The following is a 22,667-nucleotide window of genomic DNA, read 5'->3' as shown; positions in this document are numbered from 1 at the left end:
CATTGCGTTGCGCTCCGTTCCTACGCTCCACTGCATTCCAGCCCTATCCTGCTCAAAGCCTTTCTTTTAATGATTTGAGTTGCTATTCAAATCTCTTAGATTAATCTTTTATGCGAGAATTACAGATTTAGTAATAGTTACTTTTTACTAAAACATGTAGAAATCCATTAACTAACTTATTTCCTTCTAATCTTTTGGGGAAAAATAAAAGAGGTCTCTCCTCCTTCATCCAGAGCTATAAAAGCATCGAATTTCTTACCTGATTTACTAATCATCCCTTTTAATAGACTGGTCTTTCCTTTCGTTAGTAGTGCCTCCAAATCCATAAGGCTGAGTTGGATGCCGCAAATATTTCGAAACTGAACCCAATTACATTTTTCGTCCCTGCATTTTACCAACTTGTCTCGAAGAATCAATTTTTGGACCTTACATTTTGGACAAACAAGCTCCGGTTGTCGTTCTACTTCTATTGCTAAATCAAGTATTTCTTGAGTTAAAGACCTTGTATAAGTTTCTATTTCTTTCTGAAAAGTTGCTAAACTAGATTCCTTATTCTCTATTTTTTGCAAAGCTAGTTCCCAGTTTGCAGTCAATTCGACATTAGCAATATTTTTATCCTTTACCAACTCATAGACCTTTAATCCTTTTTCTGTCGGCAGTAGTAATTTCTTATCGCGTTTGACATATTCCCTATTAAAAAGTGTTTCAATAATGGCTGCTCTAGTAGCTGGGGTACCAATTCCTACACCTTGTATTATTTTGCGTTCCTGCTCGTTTTCAATCTGATTCCCGGCGTTCTCCATTGCAGATAACAAGCTTGCTTCCGTATAAATAGTTGGTGGTTTGGTTTTCTTTGCTACTACTTTTGCAGTCTTAATCTTTACTTCATCACCAATTTTTAGCGCTGGTAATTCTTGAATTGGATCCTTTTCTTCATCGCTAAAATCACCATTGATAACTCTCCAACCGGCATCTATAATTTTGATTCCTTTTAATCCAAAATCATAGTGTGCAACTTGCATTAAAATGTTCGTTATTTCTTTAGTACAAACAGGAGAAACTGATTCTAATAATCGATAGGCAATCATTTCGTAAATTGCTTTTTCCTTGGCGGATAAAGCCGATGGTATTTTATCCGTGATTAATATACCATGATGATCGGTTACTTTTAAATCGTTGACAATCCTTTTATTCAAACGATTTAATCTCACTTTAGCAACTACAGCTTTGAATTTCTCAGTCTCATCCATTATCCTTATCAACTTAGGGATTTCTTCCCACATGTCTTCAGGAATATATTTACTCCCAGTACGTGGGTAACTAATGAATTTCTTCTCATAAAGACTTTGAGCAATATTGAGTGTTTCTTCAGCTGTTAGACTTAACCTTGTGTTAGCTTCCTTCTGCAATGCGGTAAGATCAAATAATAATGGTGGTTGCTCATTAACAGTTTTAGTTTCTGTGTCCATTACTGAAGCCTTTCCATGCTTATGCAACGTTTTCAATACATACTCAGCCTTTTTACCTTCATCCCATTTAAGTGTAGAAAGACTTTTAAAATCAACGTACTCTTTGTTATGCTCCAATTCAATTTGCCAATAGTCTTCAATTTTGAATGACTGATTTTCTAAAAAGCGTTTGCAAATTATTGCTAATGTTGGAGTTTGAACCCGACCCAACGAATAAACACCACTACCACTCGCAACAGTAAGTGCTTGCGAAGCATTGATTCCTACTAACCAATCTGCACGGCTCCTTCCTAATCCTGCATCATGTAAACTATTAAAGTCTTTTCCTAATTGTAGATTCTCAAACCCTTTAAGAATTGCCTTTTCGGTTAACGAACTAATACACAAGCGTTCGAAAGGTTTAGAGCAGTTTAAATATTCATAGATGTACCGAAAAATAAGCTCGCCTTCTCGTCCTGCATCGGTAGCCACAATAATACTATCGCAATTTTTAAAAAGTTGATCAATAGTATTGAGTTGTTTCAATGCCCCAAGATCACGACTATAAGTCTTGTCTTTTTTTACTTTACGTACTGTCAATAAGAATGGATTAGGCAGTATAGGCAAAGCCTCTCTTTGAAACCCACTAATTCCATAATCTTCCGGCATTGCTAAAGACACTAAATGCCCGAACGCCCAGGTTACCTGATACCCATTTCCCATCAAGTAACCTTCTTTCTTTTCTGTAGCTCCTAACAAGAGAGCAATCTCCCGAGCAACACTTGGTTTTTCTGCAATTACTACTTTCATGTGAACAAGTCTTTAGCGTAATTACATTTTTCGCCCTTTTGATTTGGTTTCTTTGGGTTTCTCCTGCAGTTCTTTTTGCTTTTCAGTCTCAGGACTAGTCTTTTTGCTTTTCAGAGGCTCTTTACTATTTTTAGTAGCCTCGTTAGTTTTTCCTTCAGAATTTACAGCAACTTGTGTTTTACTTTCCTCTTTTGGTTGTGCTTTCTCTTTTAGTTTATTGGGATTGTCAAAAGAAAAACCTGTTTTCCCTGTATCTTTATCGAATGTGATGTAGCCTTGGTATTCTTTGCCTTTCTTGTCAAGCAAACCACTTACATAAACTGTCTGCCCTTCCTTAAATTTTTCGAATTGCGCAGTATCCAATTCTTTTCCTCGAAAAGCTTTTGGAGCTTCAATACCTTGCTTTTCTGTTTGCTTATTGCTATTTCCTCTATCGAACAAAAACTCAACATATCGCTTGTCTGCATTAAACTGTACTGAAGCATTAAATGGCTCTCCCTTTTTAGAAATCATACCTTCTAAATACAAAGGCTTACCTTCCGATAATATAGTTTTCTGTTGATCATCAAGCTTAATTCCCTTGATTTCGTCTGGAATTTTAATGAGTGTTGTACGTAGCGCAATGAGCTCATTAGTCAATTTGTCAATGCTTATAATTGATGGAATTGTCTCGCCTGTTTTGGGATTTGTCAAATCAACGACTCGACCCATATTTCCATTTTTAAGCAAATTATCTTTGTCTTCTTTTGTAAATTCATGACCAAAGAATTTAAAATGCAGTTGAGGTTCTTTTCGAATTCCGTGAATTGCCAATACTACTTGCCCGTCTTCTTTTGCTTGCAGTGAAAGCCTAGCATCCATTTTAGCGATTGAAGTCCCTAAATCAAGAGTGACTGGAACCAGTTCATTTGTTTTGTAGCCTTTTAGTAAAGGCTCAAGGATATTCATTTTTTCAAGTCGTTCTTTAGACAAACCAAGATTAGACATTGATTTCCAATCGATTTGTTCTAATTTGTAACGGTTTTCTCCCGCTTCTGTTGTGTTCTGTGTTGCTTCCATAATTCTTAATTTTTAATAGTTGATAATATAATTTTTAACTGCTTAATAGGCTGTTTAGATGGATTTAGTAACCAGAATTACTTCTTAAAATCTGAAAAAAAATCTGAGAATAAATCACCTTGTTTATCTACACGTTTAAAGTGTTTCACTTCAATTTCAGATACATCCGCTGCAAGTTTAGCTGAGTCTGCTTTCGTCTTTTCTCTAGATTCGGTTTTGGCCAGTTCGGTTTTTACTATTTTCGAAAAACTACCTTCTTTGTTCAAATTATTGTTTACATCTCCTTTCATAACTTTTCCATTTAAAAATTAATTTATTCGAAAGTAACTAGATATAAAATAGAGTGTTACGCCTTGGCATCTATAGGAATACTATTTCTTAAATTGTCCTTACACCTTTCAAAGGGAGCATTAAAACTATCTCGTATAAATTGATGCACATCTGATAATTTATAATAGATTTTGCCACTAATTGTATAGTAAGCAAGTTTGCCTGAGGATCTATAGCGCTGTAAAGACCGATTACTAATTTTCAACATTTGAAGTAGATCTTGATTGTCCAGCAATTCTTCTCCATCAATATTGTTTCTGCTTTTTTGAACATCATTAATTTGATCATTCATTAAATCAAATCGATCCATGATTCGCTCCATCCAACTTATAAATTCCATCCTATCAATATTCATATCGGTTTATTTTAAAATTGTACACTTACTTACTGATCTACTGCAAATTTGTAAATGATTTTAGTATAATTCAGCCAATACCAACCAATTGAAAACCAATTTTTTAATAATTCAATTAATAACACGATAGCAAGCGATGTTATCTACAAGTCAGAATTTAAAGGACATGCAGCATTCAATGATAAATGGAATACCTTCTTACCAATTGGTAATTATGGGCAAAAAAAACAGCGTAGAGAAACGCTGTTTTACTAATGAATCAAAAGAGTTATAAATTTTTATTCATATACTCTTCAAGTGATACTTTTAGCTGATCGATGAATGCTGTTCTAGAACCTGTTCTATCTTTCATCCGGTGGAACGCGTGATGAATATCACCTAAATGAATTTTGAATAAAATAAAAAAAGCTAAATTGATTTTACGAATACCAACTTTTCCGTGCGAAATAGCTCCTACAGCATAGAGCGCATGTATTAATTCTATCAGTGCATTTTTTGAGTCAGTCCAAATCAATTCTTTAACCGATTCTGAATTTTGTAGTGTTTGGTCAGAATTATGATTCGTATCTGTTTTTGAAAGAAGGTAAGTGTATAACAGTTCATTTGCGATAATTCGAGCTACTTTGTAATCATAATAGGTTGAGTGGTTGGAGTCAACTTCAAAAACAAAACTGTTAAGTCCCATTGCATAATTTATTTTTCCTAGCATGCAGTACTCACAATCAAGATCAGTCCTACCCGACCGATAGTATCTATAAAAATCTGAATTACGAATATGTTCACTAAATTCCTGCTTCAACTCCTCTAGTTCATTAGTAAAATAGGCTTCGTACATTTTTCCATTGTAAACTGGACACGACGTCTCAATTCTAAATACTTTATTATAAAAGATTAATTTCCCTAGTATCTGCGGTTTGATATTTTTAAAAAAATTGATTTCTTCAGCTTCATCTTCAAAACCTTCTCTTACTATATTATCTTTCAACTCAACTAACAACTCTCGTAAATAAGTAGTTAACTTACAAGATTCCTCTATCACATTATTACCTTTTGTACTTAACTCCCGCTCATATTTATCTACTTCTTCAAGGACATTACTTAATTTTTTTTTCATATTTAGTTAATTTAATAACATAAAACACTGATAATAAGGTATTTAATTAAATATGAATTTAACAACTAAAAAGACTACAATTACGATAAAACACAAAACTTAACATAAAGACAATATTATAATAACAAAATAGCGCCCCCTCCAAATCATTACGTAAACGTTAATTGATGATCGAATTCTAAAATAACTGCAAGCTTCCCTTTTGATAATCCAGAATTCCTTCAACAACGAGTAAATTCCTAAAAATAACATTACAATTTAAGAATATACATTCTTCTATTGATTCGATTATTCTCAGACACAGCCTGAGTTGAATTATCAAAATTAAGTTTTGGAGTAAAATCCATACGAGTTTTTGCGCTCTTTTCCATTTATAATGGCAATAAATTTAAGCGATTGTCTGCCGTCATTTCAAACTTACACTAAGAAGTTTCTTTGGATCAAATTGCTGTTATATATTACTACATACATCCAAATGAAACCATTAAAAAGAGCCGCTTTTTGCTATAAGTCCATTTGCTGGAAATATAACCTTTATATCGACATTTAAAAAAATTGAAGAAGGAGAACATCTTATTAAAGGAAACTTAGCTATTAATGCATAACCAAAATACTATTATATAATCAAAAAATGATGCTTTGATGAACAATCCATGGAGTAATATAAAAAATAGACCAACCCTTACTGGCACAATAAGCCGCAAAGGAATTGGGGTGATGCATCCTAAAAGTACACGTAGTCAAGTATTGTATCGAAAATAACATAACTTTTTAGCACTAACTTAATTTCTTAAAAAGTTATATAATAAGCACTTTGGAAAACTTCTTTTTTTATAATTATATGATAGTCTACAATATGTGAATTTACTCCAGTGTACCTACATTCATAATTTTTTGATTAACTCTTATGATTTTATAAACGAGTCAATTGCCACTTACTTTAAAACATACTTCCTATATTTGTCAAAATGATAGAATTGGACTTTACAATAACTCTCTTGTTTTATAGGGGGCAAAACATTCAGCAAATCTATAAAAAGAAATTTATCAACAAATACTATTTAGAGAAAGTTTTAGAATTATTTGAATATCAAACCCCATAATTGTTTGTTCGAATGTTTTTTTATTTACTTCGAAATCCAAAATAATAAAATAACCTATTATTATTCTAGAAAGTATAACTCAACATTAAAAACTACTTTATCGTAGTGAAATTATTACAAAGTAAATTTTAATACTACTGTAGTGATTGCTCTAAACAAATCAAAATTATCTATTATTAAATACACGAACCATCTTACATAGTAATACAAACAACTACATTTATACCAATTGGCAAGAAATACAAAAATCTAAACTAATAAGTATCTTATATGTACAAGCCATTGAAAAAAAAAGCATTTAGTTTTGAATACGATAGAGAATTGAACAGTAACTATTTAAATTACTACAAAGAATTACGAATAATCAAAGCACTTTTATTCTCAATTTGTTCTTTTTTACCTTCGAGAATCATTTGCGCTAAAGTTTTACCCATAGCATCAAAATTAGTTGAAATAGTCGTTATACCGTTTTCTACTATTTTCTTAAGCGGAGTTTCATTATATGATATTATCCCAAAATCTAAGCCTAATTTTAAATTTTTAAATTTAGAAGTTTCAATAACTCGGACAAGATCTCGATCACTTGGAATTATATATACTTCCCCTTTTTTAATTTCTCTATTTTTAAACTCCGATATGATCTCAAAACTAAATAAGAAATCTTCGCAGAATTTTTCAAATCCTGTTTTCATACCTATCGGTTCTCTAAATCCAGGAAATATCAAAATTAACTTTTGGTATTTGTTCAATTTAGATTTCCCTTTCAGCAAGCCATTGTAGATGTCTTTAAAGTGATTTTGATAAATGGCAGGATAGGATTTCAATGCGGCATTGGTTTGATCTAAAATATAAACTTCATTAACTGGTAGGGTTTTTATAATAGCAGCAGCTTCCTTTAAATTAGTTGGCATGATAATGTATTTGGTATAATTCCCATTACTATCGTTAATCAATTTTTTAAAAACCTGAACATTAAAATGATGGAAAAAGATATCCACTTGCACATTACTTCCAATACTTTCCAAAAACGAATTATAAATATCTTCTTTAAAAATATTTAGTTCGTCAAATAGTAAAAATATCCTTTGTTTAATAGTGATTGAAGTGCTTTTAACATAGTAGCCCTTACCTGGTATAGCGTAGATAACACCCCGTTTTTTTAGCTCATCATAAGCCTGAAAAACAGTATCTCTCGAAAGAGAAAATTCTAAACATACTTTGTTTACAGAAGGTAACTTTCCATCTTTTTTTAACATCCCATTCTCAATCGTCTTTTCAATTGATGCTATAATTTGCTTGTATTTGGGTATTCCAACATTATTTTGAATTGAGATTGCCTTCATCTAACCTTTTTTTTTGCAATATACAATAAAACCGGTAGGTGCTGGTATGATATGTCTCTAAAATAAAATACTTTTGAAATTCATTTTTCATAAAAAAACAATGAAAATAAAACAGATATCACATTTAGATCTTAAAACCACAAAGAAATTATTTGGAAATACATCAAATAACGAAGTTGTGCATTTGTACGAATTAACAAATAAAAACGGAATGCGATTGCAATTGACCAATTTTGGAGCAACGGTAACTTCGTTAAATATACCGTTAAAAAATAATCAAACAGTTGACGTTGTTTTGGGGTTTGATACTTTAGAGTCATATATGAAATCTTTTCAACTAGATGGAGCTCCTTATTTTGGAGCAACAGTGGGGCGCTATGCGGGACGAATCAGTAATGGCGTTTTTAACCTCAATGGGACTGCAGTTTCATTATATAAAAACAATAACAATCATTCCCTTCATGGAGGAAATCATAACTTCAGTCAAAAGGTCTGGGAAGTAGTTAAGATAACCGAAGGCGAAAATTCATCTATTACCCTTAATTATGTGAGCCCTGATGGCGATGAGCATTACCCTGGTGAACTATCAGTATCTTTAACCTACACCCTTAGTGAGAAAAATGAACTGATCATAGCATACAAAGCCACAACTACTGCAGATACTATTGTAAACTTAACACATCACAGTTATTTTAATTTGGATGGACATCAGGCATCGTTGACAGGACAAGAATTGATTATCAATTCCGAAAAAATGCTTGAAACAACAATTGAAAGTATTCCCACTGGTACCATTTTAAATACAGCTGGTAGTGTCTTCGATTTTACTAATCCGAAGCAATGCCCAGCTCTTATAGACAACACCTTTGTAATAGAAAAGACGAATGAATATGCAGCCTCACTTTTTAGCAAAAACAATAAACTAAAAATGACAGTTTACACTAATCAACCTGCTGTTCATATTTATGTTGGTGGTAATTGTTTGAATCAAATTAAGGGCAAAGCAAATTGTGATTATCATTCACTAAGCGGAATATGCTTTGAAACACAAAACTTTCCAGACGCACCAAATCATCCACACTTTCCCTCTGCGATATTACGAAAGAACGAGACCTATCAACATAAATCAATCTATAAATTTCAATCTTTCTAATAGAAATAAAACATATAAAAACCACAGTAAGTTTCGTGATTTCAAAAAAGGAACTAACATAATATTCTAACAATGAATGATATTTTAATACAGAAAACAACTCGTTTTTTTCAAGAAAAATTTGGAGAAAAAGCTGCAACAATCGTACTTTCTCCGGGACGGATTAATATTATTGGCGAGCATATTGACTATAACGATGGTTATGTTTTACCCGCTGCAATCGATAAAATTATTTGTTTTGCTTTCGACAAAAACAACTCAAATAAATCTAAAATAATTGCCATAGATCTAAATGATGAATTTGAAATTGACTTAAACGATCCAATCGAATTAACTGATAATACTTGGACAAACTATGTGCGAGGAATTATAAAACAGCTACAAACCAGCGGATTTAAGTTTGAAGAATTTAACTGTGTGTTTAGCAGTAATATTCCTGTTGGCTCTGGCTTATCATCCTCTGCAGCACTAGAATGTGGTTTTCTATTTGGATTAAATGAGTTATTTAATTTGAATATAAAACCAATTGACATTGCTCTAATGGGACAAAGTGCAGAGCATTGGGTTGGGATTAATTGCGGTATTATGGATCAGTTTTCTAGTGTGATGGGTTTAGAAAATAAAGTCATAAAAATTGATTGCAGAACATTGGAATATGAATATCACAATGCTGATTTTAATGATTATTCTTTGATTTTATTCGATTCGAATGTGAAACATTCCTTAATGACATCAGCCTATAATGAAAGAAGAGAGCAGTGTGAAGAAGGGATTGCTATTGTAAAAAGCAATTTTCCTGGGATAACTAGTTTTAGAGATTGCACAGAGCAGCATATTATAGGATTGCAAAATATTATGAGGGCTGACGTTTTTAAAAGGAGCCTTTTTGTAGTAAAAGAAATCAATAGGGTTATCCTAGCATGTGAAGCATTAGACAATGGAAATATAGAAACGCTGGGGAAATTAATGTTTGAAACCCACGAAGGATTATCTGTTGAATATGAAGTGAGCTGTACGGAACTGGATATGATTGTGGACACCCTTAAAACCGAAGAAGCAGTAGTAGGCTCCAGATTAATGGGTGGTGGTTTTGGAGGGTGCACCATTAATTTAATAAAAAAAGGGCATGAAGATCGTATCAAAAAGAAACTGTCGGCACTTTATTATGACGCTTTTGGAATAGAATTAAAAATTTATGATGTTAAAATCGGAAACGGTACATCACTTTATAAAAACAATTAGGATGAAAAATTTTGATATCAACGAAGATCCGCACAGACGTTATAATCCATTAATCAATGAATGGGTTTTGGTTTCTCCACACCGTTCTAAACGTCCGTGGCAAGGGCAAAACGAAGCCGTTTCATCTGATGAGTTAGCTGTTTATGACCCAAGCTGTTATTTATGTCCAGGGAATGTTCGTGCAAATGGGGAAGTAAATCCAGACTATGAAAATGCCTTTGTTTTCGAAAATGATTTTGCTGCCTTAAAGCAAGAGGAACTCGCATTTGAAGAAAGTCAAAACGATACTTTTTTTAAGTCAAGACCAGAAAGAGGAATTTCTAAAGTGGTTTGTTTTTCGCCAAAACACAATTTGACATTGCCAGAAATGCCCGTTGAAGCTATTGAAAATATCATTCATACTTGGCAAAAAGAATATACAGATTTAGGCAAGGTTGATTATATCAATCATATCCAAATTTTTGAAAATAAAGGAAGCGTAATGGGGTGCAGTAATCCACATCCACACGGGCAAATTTGGGCGCAATCCTCCCTCCCTACCGAGGTTGAAAAAACGCAAAATAACCTAAAGGCGTACTTTGACAAAAACAAAGGTAATCTATTGCAGGACTATTTGGCCGAAGAGTTGAAACTCAATGAACGTATAGTGATCGAAAACGACCATTTTGTTGCCTTGGTACCTTTCTGGGCTATTTGGCCTTATGAGACAATGATTATCAGTAAGCGTCATTTGACTAAAATCACCGAGTTTACTAACGAGGAAGTCCCTGCTTTCGCATCTATTTTGAAGCAATTAACGATCAAGTATGATAATCTTTTTGAGACGTCATTTCCGTATTCATCAGGGATTCATCAAGCACCAACAGACGGGGAAGAGCATCTAGAATGGCAGTTTCACATGCATTTTTACCCACCATTATTGCGATCGGCCACCGTAAAAAAATTCATGGTAGGCTACGAAATGATGGGAGAATCACAACGAGATATTACACCAGAGAAAAGTGCTCAAGTGTTAAAAGAACAATCAATAGTACATTATAAAAGTAAAATATGAAAATACTAGTAACTGGAGGTTTAGGATTTATCGGTTCACATACTGTTGTTGAATTACAAAATAAAGGTTTTGAGGTTGTTATTATTGATAATCTATCTAATTCGTCTGTAGAAGTTCTACAAGGGATTACTGCAATTACAGGAAAAAAACCTCTTTTTGAAGAATTAGATCTAAGAGAAAAATCAGCTGTACAGCATTTCTTTAAAAAACATGCCGATGTTAATGGAGTAATCCATTTTGCTGCTTCAAAAGCAGTGGGAGAAAGTGTCAGCAATCCATTATTATATTATGAAAACAACATCAACTCTCTAGTTTACCTACTACAAGAATTACAGCAAAAAGAAGAAGCACATTTTATTTTCAGTTCTTCATGTACCGTTTACGGACAGGCAGATGTAATGCCAATCAATGAGAACGCTCCTGTAAAACCGGCATTGTCTCCGTATGGTAACACGAAGCAAATAGGTGAAGAAATCATCACAGATGTTGCCAAAACAAGTGGTATTAATGCTATTTTACTGCGCTATTTCAACCCTATTGGAGCTCATCCATCAGTTGAAATTGGAGAACTGCCTATTGGTGTTCCACAAAACTTGGTGCCATTTATTACACAGTCCGCAATAGGGCTACGTAATGAATTGAAAGTGTATGGCAATGATTATCCTACACCAGATGGGACTTGCGTGCGTGACTATATACATGTGGTCGATTTGGCCAAAGCACATGTTGTTGCTTTACAACGCTTAATTGACAAGAAAAACATTGACAAAGTAGAGATTTTCAACCTCGGTACAGGAGTTGGATCCTCAGTGCTAGAGGTGATTGCCAGTTTTGAAAAAGTGAGCAACAAAGCCTTCTCCTATTCAATTGTAGACCGACGAGCTGGGGATGTCACAACAGCTTTTGCCAGTACTGAAAAAGCGAATCAAATTTTGGGATGGAAAACAGAATCTTCCTTAGACGAAGCTATGGAAAGTGCCTGGAAATGGGAACAAAAAAGTAGCATTAAACCAACTCTATAAAACAGATTGATCTGCAGTAGCCTGCAAATGTCAACTATAATTAACCAACTAATATTTTTCAATATGAACACATTACAACTTACGGACTATTTAGTCTTTCTAGTTTACTTTCTTATCGTTTCGGGCTACGGTTTTTGGATCTACAAAAGAAAACAAACAGCTACCCACTCGGCTTCACACGATTACTTCTTAGCTGAGGGTTCTTTGACTTGGTGGGCTATTGGGACCTCTTTAATTGCCTCTAATATCTCTTCGGAGCAATTCATTGCTATGTCTGGAAACGGATTCAAAATGGGTCTAGCAATTGCAACTTATGAATGGATGGCCGCGATTACTCTTATAGTTGTAGCAGTATTTTTTATTCCGGTTTATTTGAAAAATAAAATTTTCACCATGCCTCAATTTTTAAATGAGCGCTATGACGGCAATGTAGCCATGATCATGGCTGTTTTTTGGTTGTTGCTTTATGTTGTTGTTAACTTGACTTCTATACTTTATCTCGGGGCATTAGCTGTAAACGGAATTTCAGGGATAAACTTGGATTTATGTATGTATGGACTAGCATTCTTTGCCATTATTATTGCTTTAGGAGGAATGAAAGTAATTGGTTATACTGATGTTATTCAAGTTGTATTCTTAATCTTCGGAGGATTAGTAACAACGTACTTAGCGTTAAATAAAGTAGCAGAACTAAATGGTCAGGCTGGTGCTATAGAAGGCTTTAACTATATGTACAGTCAGTCACAGGACCATTTTCACATGATTTTTAAACAAGACAGTCCAAACTATCCTAGCTTACCGGGTCTTACAGTCTTACTTGGTGGAATGTGGATTGTAAATCTAAATTATTGGGGTTGTAACCAATACATTACACAACGTGCATTGGGAGCCGACTTAAAAACAGCTAGGAGTGGAATATTATTTGCTGCTTTCTTAAAATTATTAATGCCGGTTATTGTTGTTTTACCGGGTATTGCGGCTTATGTGATTTACACCAAAGGAGGATTACAAACTGAAATGCTAGGGCCTGATGGAATTTTAAATCCAGATCGATCTTACCCAGTATTATTGAACTTATTACCTGTTGGATTGAAAGGGTTGTCATTTGCAGCTTTGACTGCAGCAGTTGTGGCGTCCCTCGCTGGGAAAGTAAATAGTATTGCAACTATTTTTACTTTGGATATTTTTAAGAAAAAAATTAATGTCAATGCAAGTGAAAAGAGAATGGTACAAGTAGGTAAAATCACTGTGGTCACATCAATGCTTATTGCTGTAATCATTGCGCCACATCTAGGAATTGATAAAAAAGGAGGTTTTGAGTTTATTCAAGAATACAGTGGATTTGTAAGTCCGGGTATTTTTGCCATGTTTATTTTAGGTTTCTTTTGGAAAAAAACAAGCTCAAATGCAGCTATGTTTGCTACCATAGGTGGATTTATATTGTCTGTAGTATTGAAGTTCTTGCCTAAGTTTGTGAATTTAGAATTTTTAAGCGGCATGGGTTTTTCCACTTTAGTGCCTCAAGAAGGTGGTCCAAGTGTATATGAAATACCATTTTTAGATCGTATGGGATTTGTATTTGCGATATCAGTAGCCTGTATGGTTGTTATTAGTTTGATTGATCATAATCGTGGTATAAAAACCAAAGGACTAGAAATCGATTCTTCAATGTTTAAAGTAAACAATGCTTTTTTGGCAGGAAGTTTATTAATTGCAGGGATATTAGTCGCACTTTATTCTGTTTTCTGGTAGTAAAATTAAATTTTAATTATCTGTCTAGTCATGAAAAAGTAATACGGGATTAATAAAAAATAAAAGTATAATTTTTAAGCGGTAGTGAACTCACTATTACTACTGCTTTTTATTTTATAAGTTCTCATTTTAATTTGATTTTGTTCGTGCTTTTCATTGGTATTTAGCATATATCCTACTGTTTAGTTTTTATAATCGCAAAAGATTTAAGGGCAATAGTTCGCTTTACCAAATTCTATAAAATTTATCAGAATTATTACTAGACAAAACATCAGGAAATGAACTGCTTATAAAATATAAATACAATAATATCAATAAACATAATAGTACACATTGGTTTTTTAACTTATCTTAAGTCTACACAATTGAACTTAAACACATAAATAATGATGATATTTGAAGCTTTAAAAGCAATATAATAAAGAGTATAATTCTATTTTTAAAACTTTCTTGCAATGAAAAAACTCCCTCATCTCCTACTTATTAGTTTTATATTCATCTGTTTTACCGCCCAATCTCAGAAAAATATATGGGATGAAAATCCTAGTGATTCACAAGTTGAACTAGACAGTTTGTTAACAATCTTGCCGAAATCTATAGGAGAAAAAAAACTGTCATTATTAAATAGAATTGCCGAGATATATTGGGTCATTGATCCTAATAAAACTATGAAATATGGCTCGGAAGCTTTACGTTTATCAATTGAGTTTAAAAATAAAGACCAAGAAGGTTTAGCACTAATAAATTTGTGTCAGGGTTATTTGTTTAATAATATCTACGACAAAGCTTTAAAATACGGATTACAATCATTAGAAATACGAAAAGACATCGGAAATGATTATGATCTCGCCTTTACATTACGCACACTTGGCTGGTTGTACTATGACATTGGGTATTATGAAAAAGCATTAGATTATCATACCCAAGCTTTAGTCATACATGAAAAAATAGGTGACAAGCAACGAATTGCATACAGTTATAACAGTATCGGAATAATTCATAATGGCAAAGGCGATTATAATTTGGCATTATTTTTTTTTAAAAAATCTTTAAAACTCATAAAAGATTCTAAAAATAAGGACAGAATCGCAGAAACCATGAAAAATATGGGTATTTGCTATCGCAAAATTAATGAACTCAATTTGGCCAAAAAATTCTTAGAGTCTGCTCTGGATCTTGAGAGTGAAATTAAATATGACTACAAAAAGGTTTATATTCTTCATGAACTTGCAGTAGTGTATTTAAAGCTTAAAAATTATAAAGAATGCTACTCATTGTTAGAAGAAGCTAAGACTATTATTAAAGTATTGGGTAATAAAAAGGAACTCGTTTTAGAGAATGATAAAATTATGTCCGATTATTATTTAGCATTAAATAACTATAAGGAGGCTTTCAATTTTTATATGAAATATACTAATGGAAACTCTGAAGTTTTCTCAAGCAATAAAAGTGAAAAGTTGGCTGAAATGCGAATTCTATATGAGGCTGAACGACGAGAATCTGAAATCAAGTTATTAGAGCAACAACGTCAATTGGAATCACAGAAAAGAAAATCCTTGTTGATTGGCTCTATATTATTGGCAATCATAGCAATTCTAGTAATAGCTTCGTTGTGGAATAATATAAAAAAGAAAAAAGCTATTTATCTACAAAATCATAAACTTTCGAAGGAAAAACTAAAATCACAATTTCTATTACAGGAGAATTTAGAACGCAAACTGGATTTTCGAACGAAGGAACTTACAAATCTAGCTTTATTCATTTCTCAAAGAACTAACATTTATAAGGACCTAGCAAAATCTTTAAAAAATTTAAAATTTACTGATTTAAGCTTACTTAAGCAAGACATCAATACGCTTATAAAAGAGTACACTTTTAAATTTGATTTAAATGAAGATATTCAGCAATTTCACGCCAACGTAGAAACCCTACAAAGTGATTTTTTATTTAGAATTAAAGAAAAACATCCTAATTTAACTGATAAAGATATAAAGTTGGCCGTACAGGTTAAGCTTAAACTTAGCTCTAAAGAGATAGCAAATATTAATAATATCTCTGCTAATTCAGTAGAAATTGGAAGGCATAGGTTAAGAAAAAAATTAGGATTAGAAAATAAAGACAACTTGGTTGTTTATCTGGAAAACATATAGGCTATTAATCTTTCTTGGACATCTTCAAATATTATGCTCTGTCGTCGTCCTCAATGATTAACAAAATTTATAAGACAAAAATTGTCAAATTATTAAACAGTTGCGAAATTAATTTCGCAACTGTTTTTTGCATTATAAGTATTCCTTTTTATTTGAATCTGTTAATGCACTTCATTAGGTGTTAATATATAATTTGAATAGTCTGGTGTGTTTTTACTGTAAATTTTGATTGCTTTTCTCACTGAGAACTTCATAATTGGTAGTGCCATATCAAACTAATCAACAATATATTCTTACTTTAAGACACCCTCTATTCTTTCTGTAATTGAATTTTATTTTGACAATAATAAAAACTGCCTTTAAAAAAATCCCCATCATACTAAAAATGTACTAGCAACACTCCTATTTCTTTGCTAAGCCACTGTATTTAATGCTTTAGTAAAAAAATGTAAAGGTCAAGTAAAGCTCCTTTTTGATGTTTTATCTTGAAATAATTTAATATTTGTGAATCCAAAACTTAAATTAAAATTGAATTCTAATTCTGCTAACAAATAAATTACGATGGTAATCAAAAAATCAAAAACGTTCTTAAAAACGTCTAATTTATTACTTTCTATAATAATGCATTTTGGATTTGTAAAAATGTCATATCCAAATTACATTATTATAAAAGGAGGTTTTGGTGAAAATAGTCAAGTCTGCAATATTGGATTAGTATTTAAGAAATTCTACCATTTGTATCATGAATTTTTACGATCTATTTATCTAGATAATTCGTTTTATCGCAATGATATATTGTTATTCAACCATTTGTTTATCAATTATATAAAATTTAAAATTCACATAAAAGCAACCTTAAAATGGGGGATTTATAATACTAAAATAACGCCATTGTGACACAGTTGTCACTAAAGTTACATTTAACATCATACTAATTATTTTAAAAATGAACAAAACCGAATTACTTACAAAATTGTGGGAACAGTACACTGAAATCACGCCTTCCGCTAAAAAAATTCAGGATTTATTAAAGGAAAAAGGAGAAGAAATAAAAAATGACCATATTGCTATTCGCACATTTAATGATAAGCGAATTAATATAGATGTGTTAGAAAGACTTTTTCTAGACGTTGGCTATGAAGAGAAAGGAGAATATATTTTTGAATCAAAAAAGTTATTTGCAAAGCATTATGAACACTCAACTGATAAGAATGCTCCAAGAATTTTTATCTCAGAATTAGAATTAGAAAAATGTTCTATAAAATTACAAGCAACCGTAAAAGAGATTTTGGATAATTGTGATGCAGCAACATTCAATAATCCAGAATTAGTTTTAAGTGGAGCTGTATGGAAAACCAAATCAATTGCTGTTTACAATTTACTTTTAGAAGAATCAGAATACGCTGCTTGGATGTATGTATATGGGTTTCGTGCAAACCACTTCACGATCAACGTAAATGCATTAAAAAATTTTAATAGCTTAGAATCTTTGAATGCTTTTCTCGAAAATAGCGAATGGAAACTAAACTCATCAGGAGGAAAAATAAAAGGTACTCCTGAACAATTATTAGAACAGTCAAGCACACTTGCTGATCTACATAGCGTCAATTTTGATGAAGGTGCAATGCAAATTCCATCTTGCTATTACGAATTTGCACTTCGCTACCCTATGCCAAATGGAGAATTATATCAAGGTTTTATCGCTTCATCAGCAGATAAAATTTTTGAAAGCACAGATGTAAAATTGCAAAACAATTTATAAATAAGTCTAACTCGAAAAAAACTGTCAAAAAGAAATATCGCCTAATAATATTAAACTAGTAATCTAATTAGCAAATAATAATTCTAACACGACTACAAAATAGAGTTTAACCCTTGAAGTATAGCCTTTTCAGCAATTATAAATTAAATAAATTCTTGTTTTTAATTGCTAAAAGTATGCTCAAAAGCTAAAAAACACATGTCTACAACAACATCACAATTTGGAATAAAAGAAGCTTTAACCCAACTAGGAGTAAAGGATATTAATGAGGGAACCTCAACAGGATTAAATCATTTCGCAAATGGCGAAATCCTTGAAAGTTTTTCTCCAGTCGATGGAAAATTGATTGGTTCTGTAAAAATGTCTACAGCACAAGACTACGAAAAAGTAATACTGTCAGCTACTGAGGCTTTCAAAACCTTTCGTTTAATGCCTGCTCCACAACGCGGCGAAATTGTTCGTCAATTTGGAGAGAAATTACGCCAAAATAAGGAAGCTTTAGGAAAATTAGTTTCTTACGAAATGGGGAAATCACTGCAAGAAGGATACGGAGAAGTACAAGAAATGATCGATATATGTGATTTTGCCGTAGGCTTATCACGTCAATTGCACGGGCTAACCATGCATTCTGAACGACCTGGGCACCGTATGTATGAACAATACCATCCTATGGGAGTTGTTGGTATCGTTTCGGCATTTAACTTTCCAGTTGCTGTTTGGGCTTGGAACACCGCCCTAGCATGGATTTGTGGAGATGTTTGCATTTGGAAACCTTCAGAAAAGACACCTCTTTGCGGAATAGCATGTCAAAACATTATAGCTCAGGTCATTAAAGAAAATAATTTGCCCGAAGGAATTTCATGCTTAATTAATGGTGATTATAAATTGGGGGGATTGATGACTTCAGATACTCGTATTCCATTAATTTCAGCTACAGGATCAACTAGAATGGGGAAAATAGTGGCGCAAGCTGTTGCTGCTCGTTTAGGTAAATCTCTTTTAGAACTTGGAGGAAACAATGCGATAATCGTAACTCCTGATGCCGATATAAAAATGACTGTTATTGGGGCAGTTTTTGGAGCTGTAGGTACCGCCGGACAACGTTGTACCTCAACGCGCCGCTTGATTATTCATGAAAGTATATTCGAAAAAGTAAAAGACGCTATTGTCTCCGCTTACAAACAACTTAAAATAGGAAATCCATTAGACGAAAACAACCATGTAGGTCCACTAATCGATAAAGACGCAGTCAAAATGTATTCTGCTGCGTTAGATAAGGTAGTTGCAGAAGGCGGAACTATTTTAGTTGAAGGAGGAGTTCTTTCTGGAGAAGGTTATGAAAGCGGATGTTATGTAAAGCCAGCAATTGCTTTAGCTGAAAATTCATTTGAGATCGTGCAACACGAGACTTTTGCCCCTGTTTTATATTTAATAAAATACAGTGGGGATGTTGATAATGCACTTGAATATCAAAACGGAGTTGGGCAAGGATTATCATCGGCTATCATGACTAATAATTTACGTGAAGCTGAAAGATTTTTATCCGCTGTAGGTTCTGACTGTGGAATAGCCAATGTAAACATTGGGACTTCTGGAGCAGAAATAGGAGGCGCTTTTGGTGGCGAAAAAGACACTGGCGGCGGAAGAGAATCTGGATCTGATGCTTGGAAAATATATATGAGGCGTCAAACCAACACCATTAATTATACCACCAGCTTACCACTAGCACAAGGGATAAAATTTGACTTGCAATAAAACAAGTGACTAAAAACTAGACAAATATAAAACTTTAATTAACCAAATTTATTACCAATGAAAAAACGAATTCTATTATTTAAGAGGATAAATTTCATTCTCTTTATGATGTTTCTCTGCCAACCACACTTTAGTTTTGCACAAGAGAATCAACCGCAAAAAAGCATTTCAGGAAAAATAACAGACGCTAATGGAAATACACTTCCTGGTGTAAATATTACATTAGCATCAACTACAGTAAGTACAAATAGTGATGAAAATGGAAAATACACATTAAGAATCCCTGCTAATATAAAAAACCCAAGCTTAACTTTTACCTATATCGGATTTAACGAAGTAACCTTAAATGTAAACAACAATAAAGAGTTAAACATTACGCTTCAGGAAAAAAACAACAAACTAGATGAAGTAGTTGTCATAGGATATGGTTCAATTAAAAAAGGTAATGTTACCGGAGCTATTTCTTCAGTTAAAAAAGAAAGTATAGAAAACCGTGCAACAACTAATGCTGCTGAAGCACTTCAAGGTCTTGTAGCTGGTGTAAATGTTCAAAAAAGTGGAGGAACTGCAGGAGCAGCTGTAAAAGTAAAAATTAGAGGAATTAATACTTTTGGTAATACAGAGCCTTTATATATTATTGATGGTTTTCAAGGATCAATGAGTTCAGTGAACCCAACTAATATTGAATCAATTGAAGTCTTAAAAGATGGAGCAGCTGCAGCAATTTATGGATCTGTAGCAGCAAATGGTGTAATAATCGTTACTACAAAAGCGGGTCAAAAAGAAGGAATTAAAGTTGATTTTAGCTCTTTCATAAATAGTACTTCTACAGCAAAAAGACTGGAATTATTAGATGCCGATGGTTACCGTACTGTTCATAAAAGAATGTATGATGAATACAATAAATACAGTAATTCCCCAGTGACTTTACCTGCCTACATTACAGCGCCTTCACAATACAATACCAATTGGCAAGACCAAGTTTTTCGTTCTGGATTAGCCCAAAATTATGGTTTAGGAATTCAAGGCAGACAAGGTGGAATTAAATTTGCACTTTATGGAAACTATGCCAAAGAAAAAGGTATTGTTATCGATAATAATTTTGGACAACAAAATGCAAGCGCAAGAGTAAGTTTCAAAAAATCAATTTTTGATATCGATACTAAAATGGCGTATGTTTCAACACAAAGCGAGCAGCCAAATTTTCAACTAAAAGAGGTTTATATGATTTCTCCATTGGTTCCTGTATTGGATCCAAATGAAACTTATGGTTATGGGTTAACAAATAAAGATGGATTACCATTTAACACAAACCCAGTTGCAGACGAGCATTTTAGAAGCGGAATCGAAAAAGGACAAGATCTTACTGCAAATTTATCGATAACGGCAAATATTGCATCTTGGTTAAAATTCAAAACTGCCTATTCCTATCATGTAAAAAACTCGCAAAGAACAGCACACAACCCTCCATTTATTGCCAATATTCAAGCACCTGAAAAATACACGGTTTATAGAGAGGTAAGAACGTATTGGGATGAGCAAATTTTAGAAAATATTTTAACAGCTGATAAAAAATTTGGAGATCATTCTTTCAATTTCTTATTAGGTAACACCATCAACCCATCCTCTTCAAACTGGAATGATATCACAGCAGAAGGTAAAACAACCTCTCAAACAGTAGTAAATGGTCAACTAGTAACAAATGAATCTACAGCAGGTTTTCTAGATCCAGGTTTTGAAACTATTGGAGCTGGAAAAGGAGGAACCTATTCAGCAGATGGTTCAAAATATCAATACAATAGACTTTCTTATTATAGTCGTCTTAACTACGCTTTAAAGGATCGCTATTTAGCTCAAGCAACATTACGATATGATGGATCGTCAAAATTTGGAAAAGATACGCGTTGGGGAGTATTCCCATCTGTAGCTTTAGGTTGGAAAATTGACCAAGAAGATTTTTTCCCTGAAGATTTCATTTTCACAAATTTAAAATTACGTGCTAGTTGGGGACAACTAGGAAATGAGGCTGCTTTAGGTTATTATACCTCAAGTTCACTAATTAGCTCTGGAAATTACTTGAATTCAGGTTATGTTCAAGGTACAGGTAGTAACCCGTGGCCAGGTAGTATAGCTACAGCTTTAGAAAATAGAAAACTAAAATGGGAAACAACCGATTCTAAAAATATTGGTATCGATTATACCCTAAGAAATGGCAAAGTTAGTGGTTCTTTAAATTACTACCGCAATATTACACAAGACTTATTAATTACTAAAAAATTGGCACCATCAGCAGGAATAGATGACCCAACTCTTAATGTTGGTAAAATAAGCAACAGTGGATTTGAATTAGAAATTAATTATCGTGAGCAAAGCAATGAGTTTAAATACAATGTTGGTTTTAATTTAACTACACTTCGTAACAATGTCGAATCTTTGGCAAATACTGACCAAGCCATTAATGGACAAGGTCTTAAATATGATACCGAGCATTTTCCAACTCAAGCGCGTGTAGGCAAACCAATAAGCTCCTTTTATCTGTACCGTACCGATGGAATTTTTCAATCTATTGATGAGGTAAACAGTTATACTAGCAATGGAAATTTAATTCAACCTAATGCTAAACCTGGGGATATTAAATTTAAAGATTTAAATAATGATGGTGTGATTGATCAGAATGACAAAGAGTATGCTGGTACTGGATTACCTAAAGTGGAAGCAAACTTAAGTTTAGGCGCAAATTATAAAGGACTTGATTTTAGCGCTCTAATTGGAAGTGGTTGGGGAAATAAACTATACAATGGAAATAGATATTTTTATGAATCTATGAACTCAGGAACAAATATGTTAGCCTCAACTCTTAATTCTTGGACACCAGACAACCACAGTAACATTCCTCGTGCAGTCCTTGGGGACCCTAATGGAAATAGTAGAGAGTCTGATCGATTCCTAGAAAACGGAAACTTTGTTCGCTTACGCCAATTACAAATTGGCTATTCTTTACCTAAAAGAATATTAGAAACAGCTAATATAGACAAGTTACGATTTTATCTAAGTGCTGAAAATTTATTAACCATCACTAAATATTCAGGGATTGACCCAGAGTTTTCTCGAACTTCATTATTAGATACAGGTGTCGATCGTTTTGTATATCCTTTTACCAAATCATTTGTTGTAGGTGTACAGTACATATTTTAAGAAATTTATAAAGAAACAAT

At 33.0% G+C, this 22,667-nt stretch carries 16 protein-coding genes; 10 read left to right on the top strand and 6 right to left on the bottom strand.

From position 1 onward, the window contains the following. Nucleotides 1–176 precede the first annotated feature (176 nt). The 6 genes from H8R24_RS07955 to H8R24_RS07930 form a co-directional block, all read right to left on the bottom strand. On the bottom strand, nucleotides 177–2,258 hold the full coding sequence (locus H8R24_RS07955; RefSeq protein ID WP_187018077.1) for a type IA DNA topoisomerase: 2,082 nt from the start codon (nucleotides 2,256–2,258) through the stop codon (nucleotides 177–179). A 21-nt stretch (nucleotides 2,259–2,279) separates the two neighbouring features. Continuing rightward, entirely contained in the window at nucleotides 2,280–3,317 is a 1,038-nt protein-coding gene (locus tag H8R24_RS07950; protein ID WP_187018078.1) for a DUF3945 domain-containing protein, read from the bottom strand. Between the two features lie 77 nt (nucleotides 3,318–3,394). Beyond that, nucleotides 3,395–3,607 carry a hypothetical protein gene (locus H8R24_RS07945; protein WP_187018079.1) on the bottom strand — a complete coding sequence of 71 codons (213 nt, stop codon included), beginning with the start codon at nucleotides 3,605–3,607 and terminating at the stop codon, nucleotides 3,395–3,397. Between the two features lie 56 nt (nucleotides 3,608–3,663). Then, the gene (locus H8R24_RS07940; RefSeq protein ID WP_187018080.1) at nucleotides 3,664–4,002 is read right to left on the bottom strand and encodes a helix-turn-helix domain-containing protein; all 339 of its coding nucleotides are present in this window, start codon (nucleotides 4,000–4,002) and stop codon (nucleotides 3,664–3,666) included. A 268-nt stretch (nucleotides 4,003–4,270) separates the two neighbouring features. Continuing rightward, entirely contained in the window at nucleotides 4,271–5,116 is an 846-nt protein-coding gene (locus H8R24_RS07935) for an RteC domain-containing protein (protein ID WP_187018081.1), read from the bottom strand. Nucleotides 5,117–6,563: 1,447 nt separating this feature from the next. Beyond that, nucleotides 6,564–7,562, bottom strand: coding sequence for a GntR family transcriptional regulator (locus H8R24_RS07930; RefSeq protein ID WP_187018082.1), 999 nt, complete (start codon nucleotides 7,560–7,562; stop codon nucleotides 6,564–6,566). 100 nt (nucleotides 7,563–7,662) lie between these two features. On the opposite strand from H8R24_RS07930, the gene H8R24_RS07925 reads away from it, so the two are divergent. The 10 genes from H8R24_RS07925 to H8R24_RS07880 all read left to right on the top strand — a co-directional run bounded on the left by H8R24_RS07925 (nucleotide 7,663) and on the right by H8R24_RS07880 (nucleotide 22,647). Next, the gene (locus tag H8R24_RS07925) at nucleotides 7,663–8,715 is read left to right on the top strand and encodes an aldose epimerase family protein (RefSeq protein ID WP_187018083.1); all 1,053 of its coding nucleotides are present in this window, start codon (nucleotides 7,663–7,665) and stop codon (nucleotides 8,713–8,715) included. Nucleotides 8,716–8,787: 72 nt separating this feature from the next. Further along, nucleotides 8,788–9,957 carry a galactokinase gene (galK, locus tag H8R24_RS07920; RefSeq protein WP_187018084.1) on the top strand — a complete coding sequence of 390 codons (1,170 nt, stop codon included), beginning with the start codon at nucleotides 8,788–8,790 and terminating at the stop codon, nucleotides 9,955–9,957. A gap of 1 nt (nucleotide 9,958) precedes the next feature. Further along, on the top strand, nucleotides 9,959–11,011 hold the full coding sequence (locus H8R24_RS07915; protein ID WP_187018085.1) for a UDP-glucose--hexose-1-phosphate uridylyltransferase: 1,053 nt from the start codon (nucleotides 9,959–9,961) through the stop codon (nucleotides 11,009–11,011). Further along, nucleotides 11,008–12,033 (top strand): UDP-glucose 4-epimerase GalE, encoded by a 1,026-nt coding sequence (gene galE / locus H8R24_RS07910; RefSeq protein WP_187018086.1) that lies wholly within the window; start codon nucleotides 11,008–11,010, stop codon nucleotides 12,031–12,033. The genes H8R24_RS07915 and galE overlap by 4 nt, the downstream gene beginning before the upstream one ends. 63 nt (nucleotides 12,034–12,096) lie before the next feature. Beyond that, a complete protein-coding gene (locus H8R24_RS07905) occupies nucleotides 12,097–13,785 on the top strand; it encodes a sodium/sugar symporter (protein ID WP_187018087.1) in 1,689 nt (562 codons plus the stop codon). Nucleotides 13,786–14,240: 455 nt separating this feature from the next. After that, the gene (locus H8R24_RS07900) at nucleotides 14,241–15,935 is read left to right on the top strand and encodes a tetratricopeptide repeat protein (RefSeq protein WP_187018088.1); all 1,695 of its coding nucleotides are present in this window, start codon (nucleotides 14,241–14,243) and stop codon (nucleotides 15,933–15,935) included. A gap of 561 nt (nucleotides 15,936–16,496) precedes the next feature. Then, entirely contained in the window at nucleotides 16,497–16,832 is a 336-nt protein-coding gene (locus H8R24_RS07895) for a hypothetical protein (protein WP_187018089.1), read from the top strand. 49 nt (nucleotides 16,833–16,881) lie between these two features. After that, the gene (locus H8R24_RS07890) at nucleotides 16,882–17,697 is read left to right on the top strand and encodes a DUF1338 domain-containing protein (RefSeq protein ID WP_187018090.1); all 816 of its coding nucleotides are present in this window, start codon (nucleotides 16,882–16,884) and stop codon (nucleotides 17,695–17,697) included. Nucleotides 17,698–17,895: 198 nt separating this feature from the next. Next, nucleotides 17,896–19,452: an L-piperidine-6-carboxylate dehydrogenase gene (gene amaB / locus H8R24_RS07885; protein ID WP_187018091.1), complete on the top strand. Its 1,557-nt coding sequence runs from the start codon at nucleotides 17,896–17,898 to the stop codon at nucleotides 19,450–19,452. A 57-nt stretch (nucleotides 19,453–19,509) separates the two neighbouring features. Further along, nucleotides 19,510–22,647 (top strand): SusC/RagA family TonB-linked outer membrane protein, encoded by a 3,138-nt coding sequence (locus H8R24_RS07880; RefSeq protein ID WP_187018092.1) that lies wholly within the window; start codon nucleotides 19,510–19,512, stop codon nucleotides 22,645–22,647. The last annotated feature ends 20 nt before the right edge of the window (nucleotides 22,648–22,667 follow it).

The sequence above is a fragment of the Flavobacterium muglaense genome (assembly GCF_014305155.1).
GTDB lineage: Bacteria > Bacteroidota > Bacteroidia > Flavobacteriales > Flavobacteriaceae > Flavobacterium > Flavobacterium muglaense.
This window is presented reverse-complemented; position numbering and strand designations above follow the sequence as displayed.

Bases quoted from the DNA above. Each gene is read 5' to 3' on its own strand.
- H8R24_RS07955 (WP_187018077.1), bottom strand. From the start codon at position 2,258: ATGAAAGTAGTAATTGCAGAAAAACCAAGTGTTGCTCGGGAGATTGCT.
- H8R24_RS07950 (WP_187018078.1), bottom strand. From the start codon at position 3,317: ATGGAAGCAACACAGAACACAACAGAAGCGGGAGAAAACCGTTACAAA.
- H8R24_RS07945 (WP_187018079.1), bottom strand. From the start codon at position 3,607: ATGAAAGGAGATGTAAACAATAATTTGAACAAAGAAGGTAGTTTTTCG.
- H8R24_RS07940 (WP_187018080.1), bottom strand. From the start codon at position 4,002: ATGAATATTGATAGGATGGAATTTATAAGTTGGATGGAGCGAATCATG.
- H8R24_RS07935 (WP_187018081.1), bottom strand. From the start codon at position 5,116: ATGAAAAAAAAATTAAGTAATGTCCTTGAAGAAGTAGATAAATATGAG.
- H8R24_RS07930 (WP_187018082.1), bottom strand. From the start codon at position 7,562: ATGAAGGCAATCTCAATTCAAAATAATGTTGGAATACCCAAATACAAG.
- H8R24_RS07925 (WP_187018083.1), top strand. From the start codon at position 7,663: ATGAAAATAAAACAGATATCACATTTAGATCTTAAAACCACAAAGAAA.
- galK (WP_187018084.1), top strand. From the start codon at position 8,788: ATGAATGATATTTTAATACAGAAAACAACTCGTTTTTTTCAAGAAAAA.
- H8R24_RS07915 (WP_187018085.1), top strand. From the start codon at position 9,959: ATGAAAAATTTTGATATCAACGAAGATCCGCACAGACGTTATAATCCA.
- galE (WP_187018086.1), top strand. From the start codon at position 11,008: ATGAAAATACTAGTAACTGGAGGTTTAGGATTTATCGGTTCACATACT.
- H8R24_RS07905 (WP_187018087.1), top strand. From the start codon at position 12,097: ATGAACACATTACAACTTACGGACTATTTAGTCTTTCTAGTTTACTTT.
- H8R24_RS07900 (WP_187018088.1), top strand. From the start codon at position 14,241: ATGAAAAAACTCCCTCATCTCCTACTTATTAGTTTTATATTCATCTGT.
- H8R24_RS07895 (WP_187018089.1), top strand. From the start codon at position 16,497: ATGGTAATCAAAAAATCAAAAACGTTCTTAAAAACGTCTAATTTATTA.
- H8R24_RS07890 (WP_187018090.1), top strand. From the start codon at position 16,882: ATGAACAAAACCGAATTACTTACAAAATTGTGGGAACAGTACACTGAA.
- amaB (WP_187018091.1), top strand. From the start codon at position 17,896: ATGTCTACAACAACATCACAATTTGGAATAAAAGAAGCTTTAACCCAA.
- H8R24_RS07880 (WP_187018092.1), top strand. From the start codon at position 19,510: ATGAAAAAACGAATTCTATTATTTAAGAGGATAAATTTCATTCTCTTT.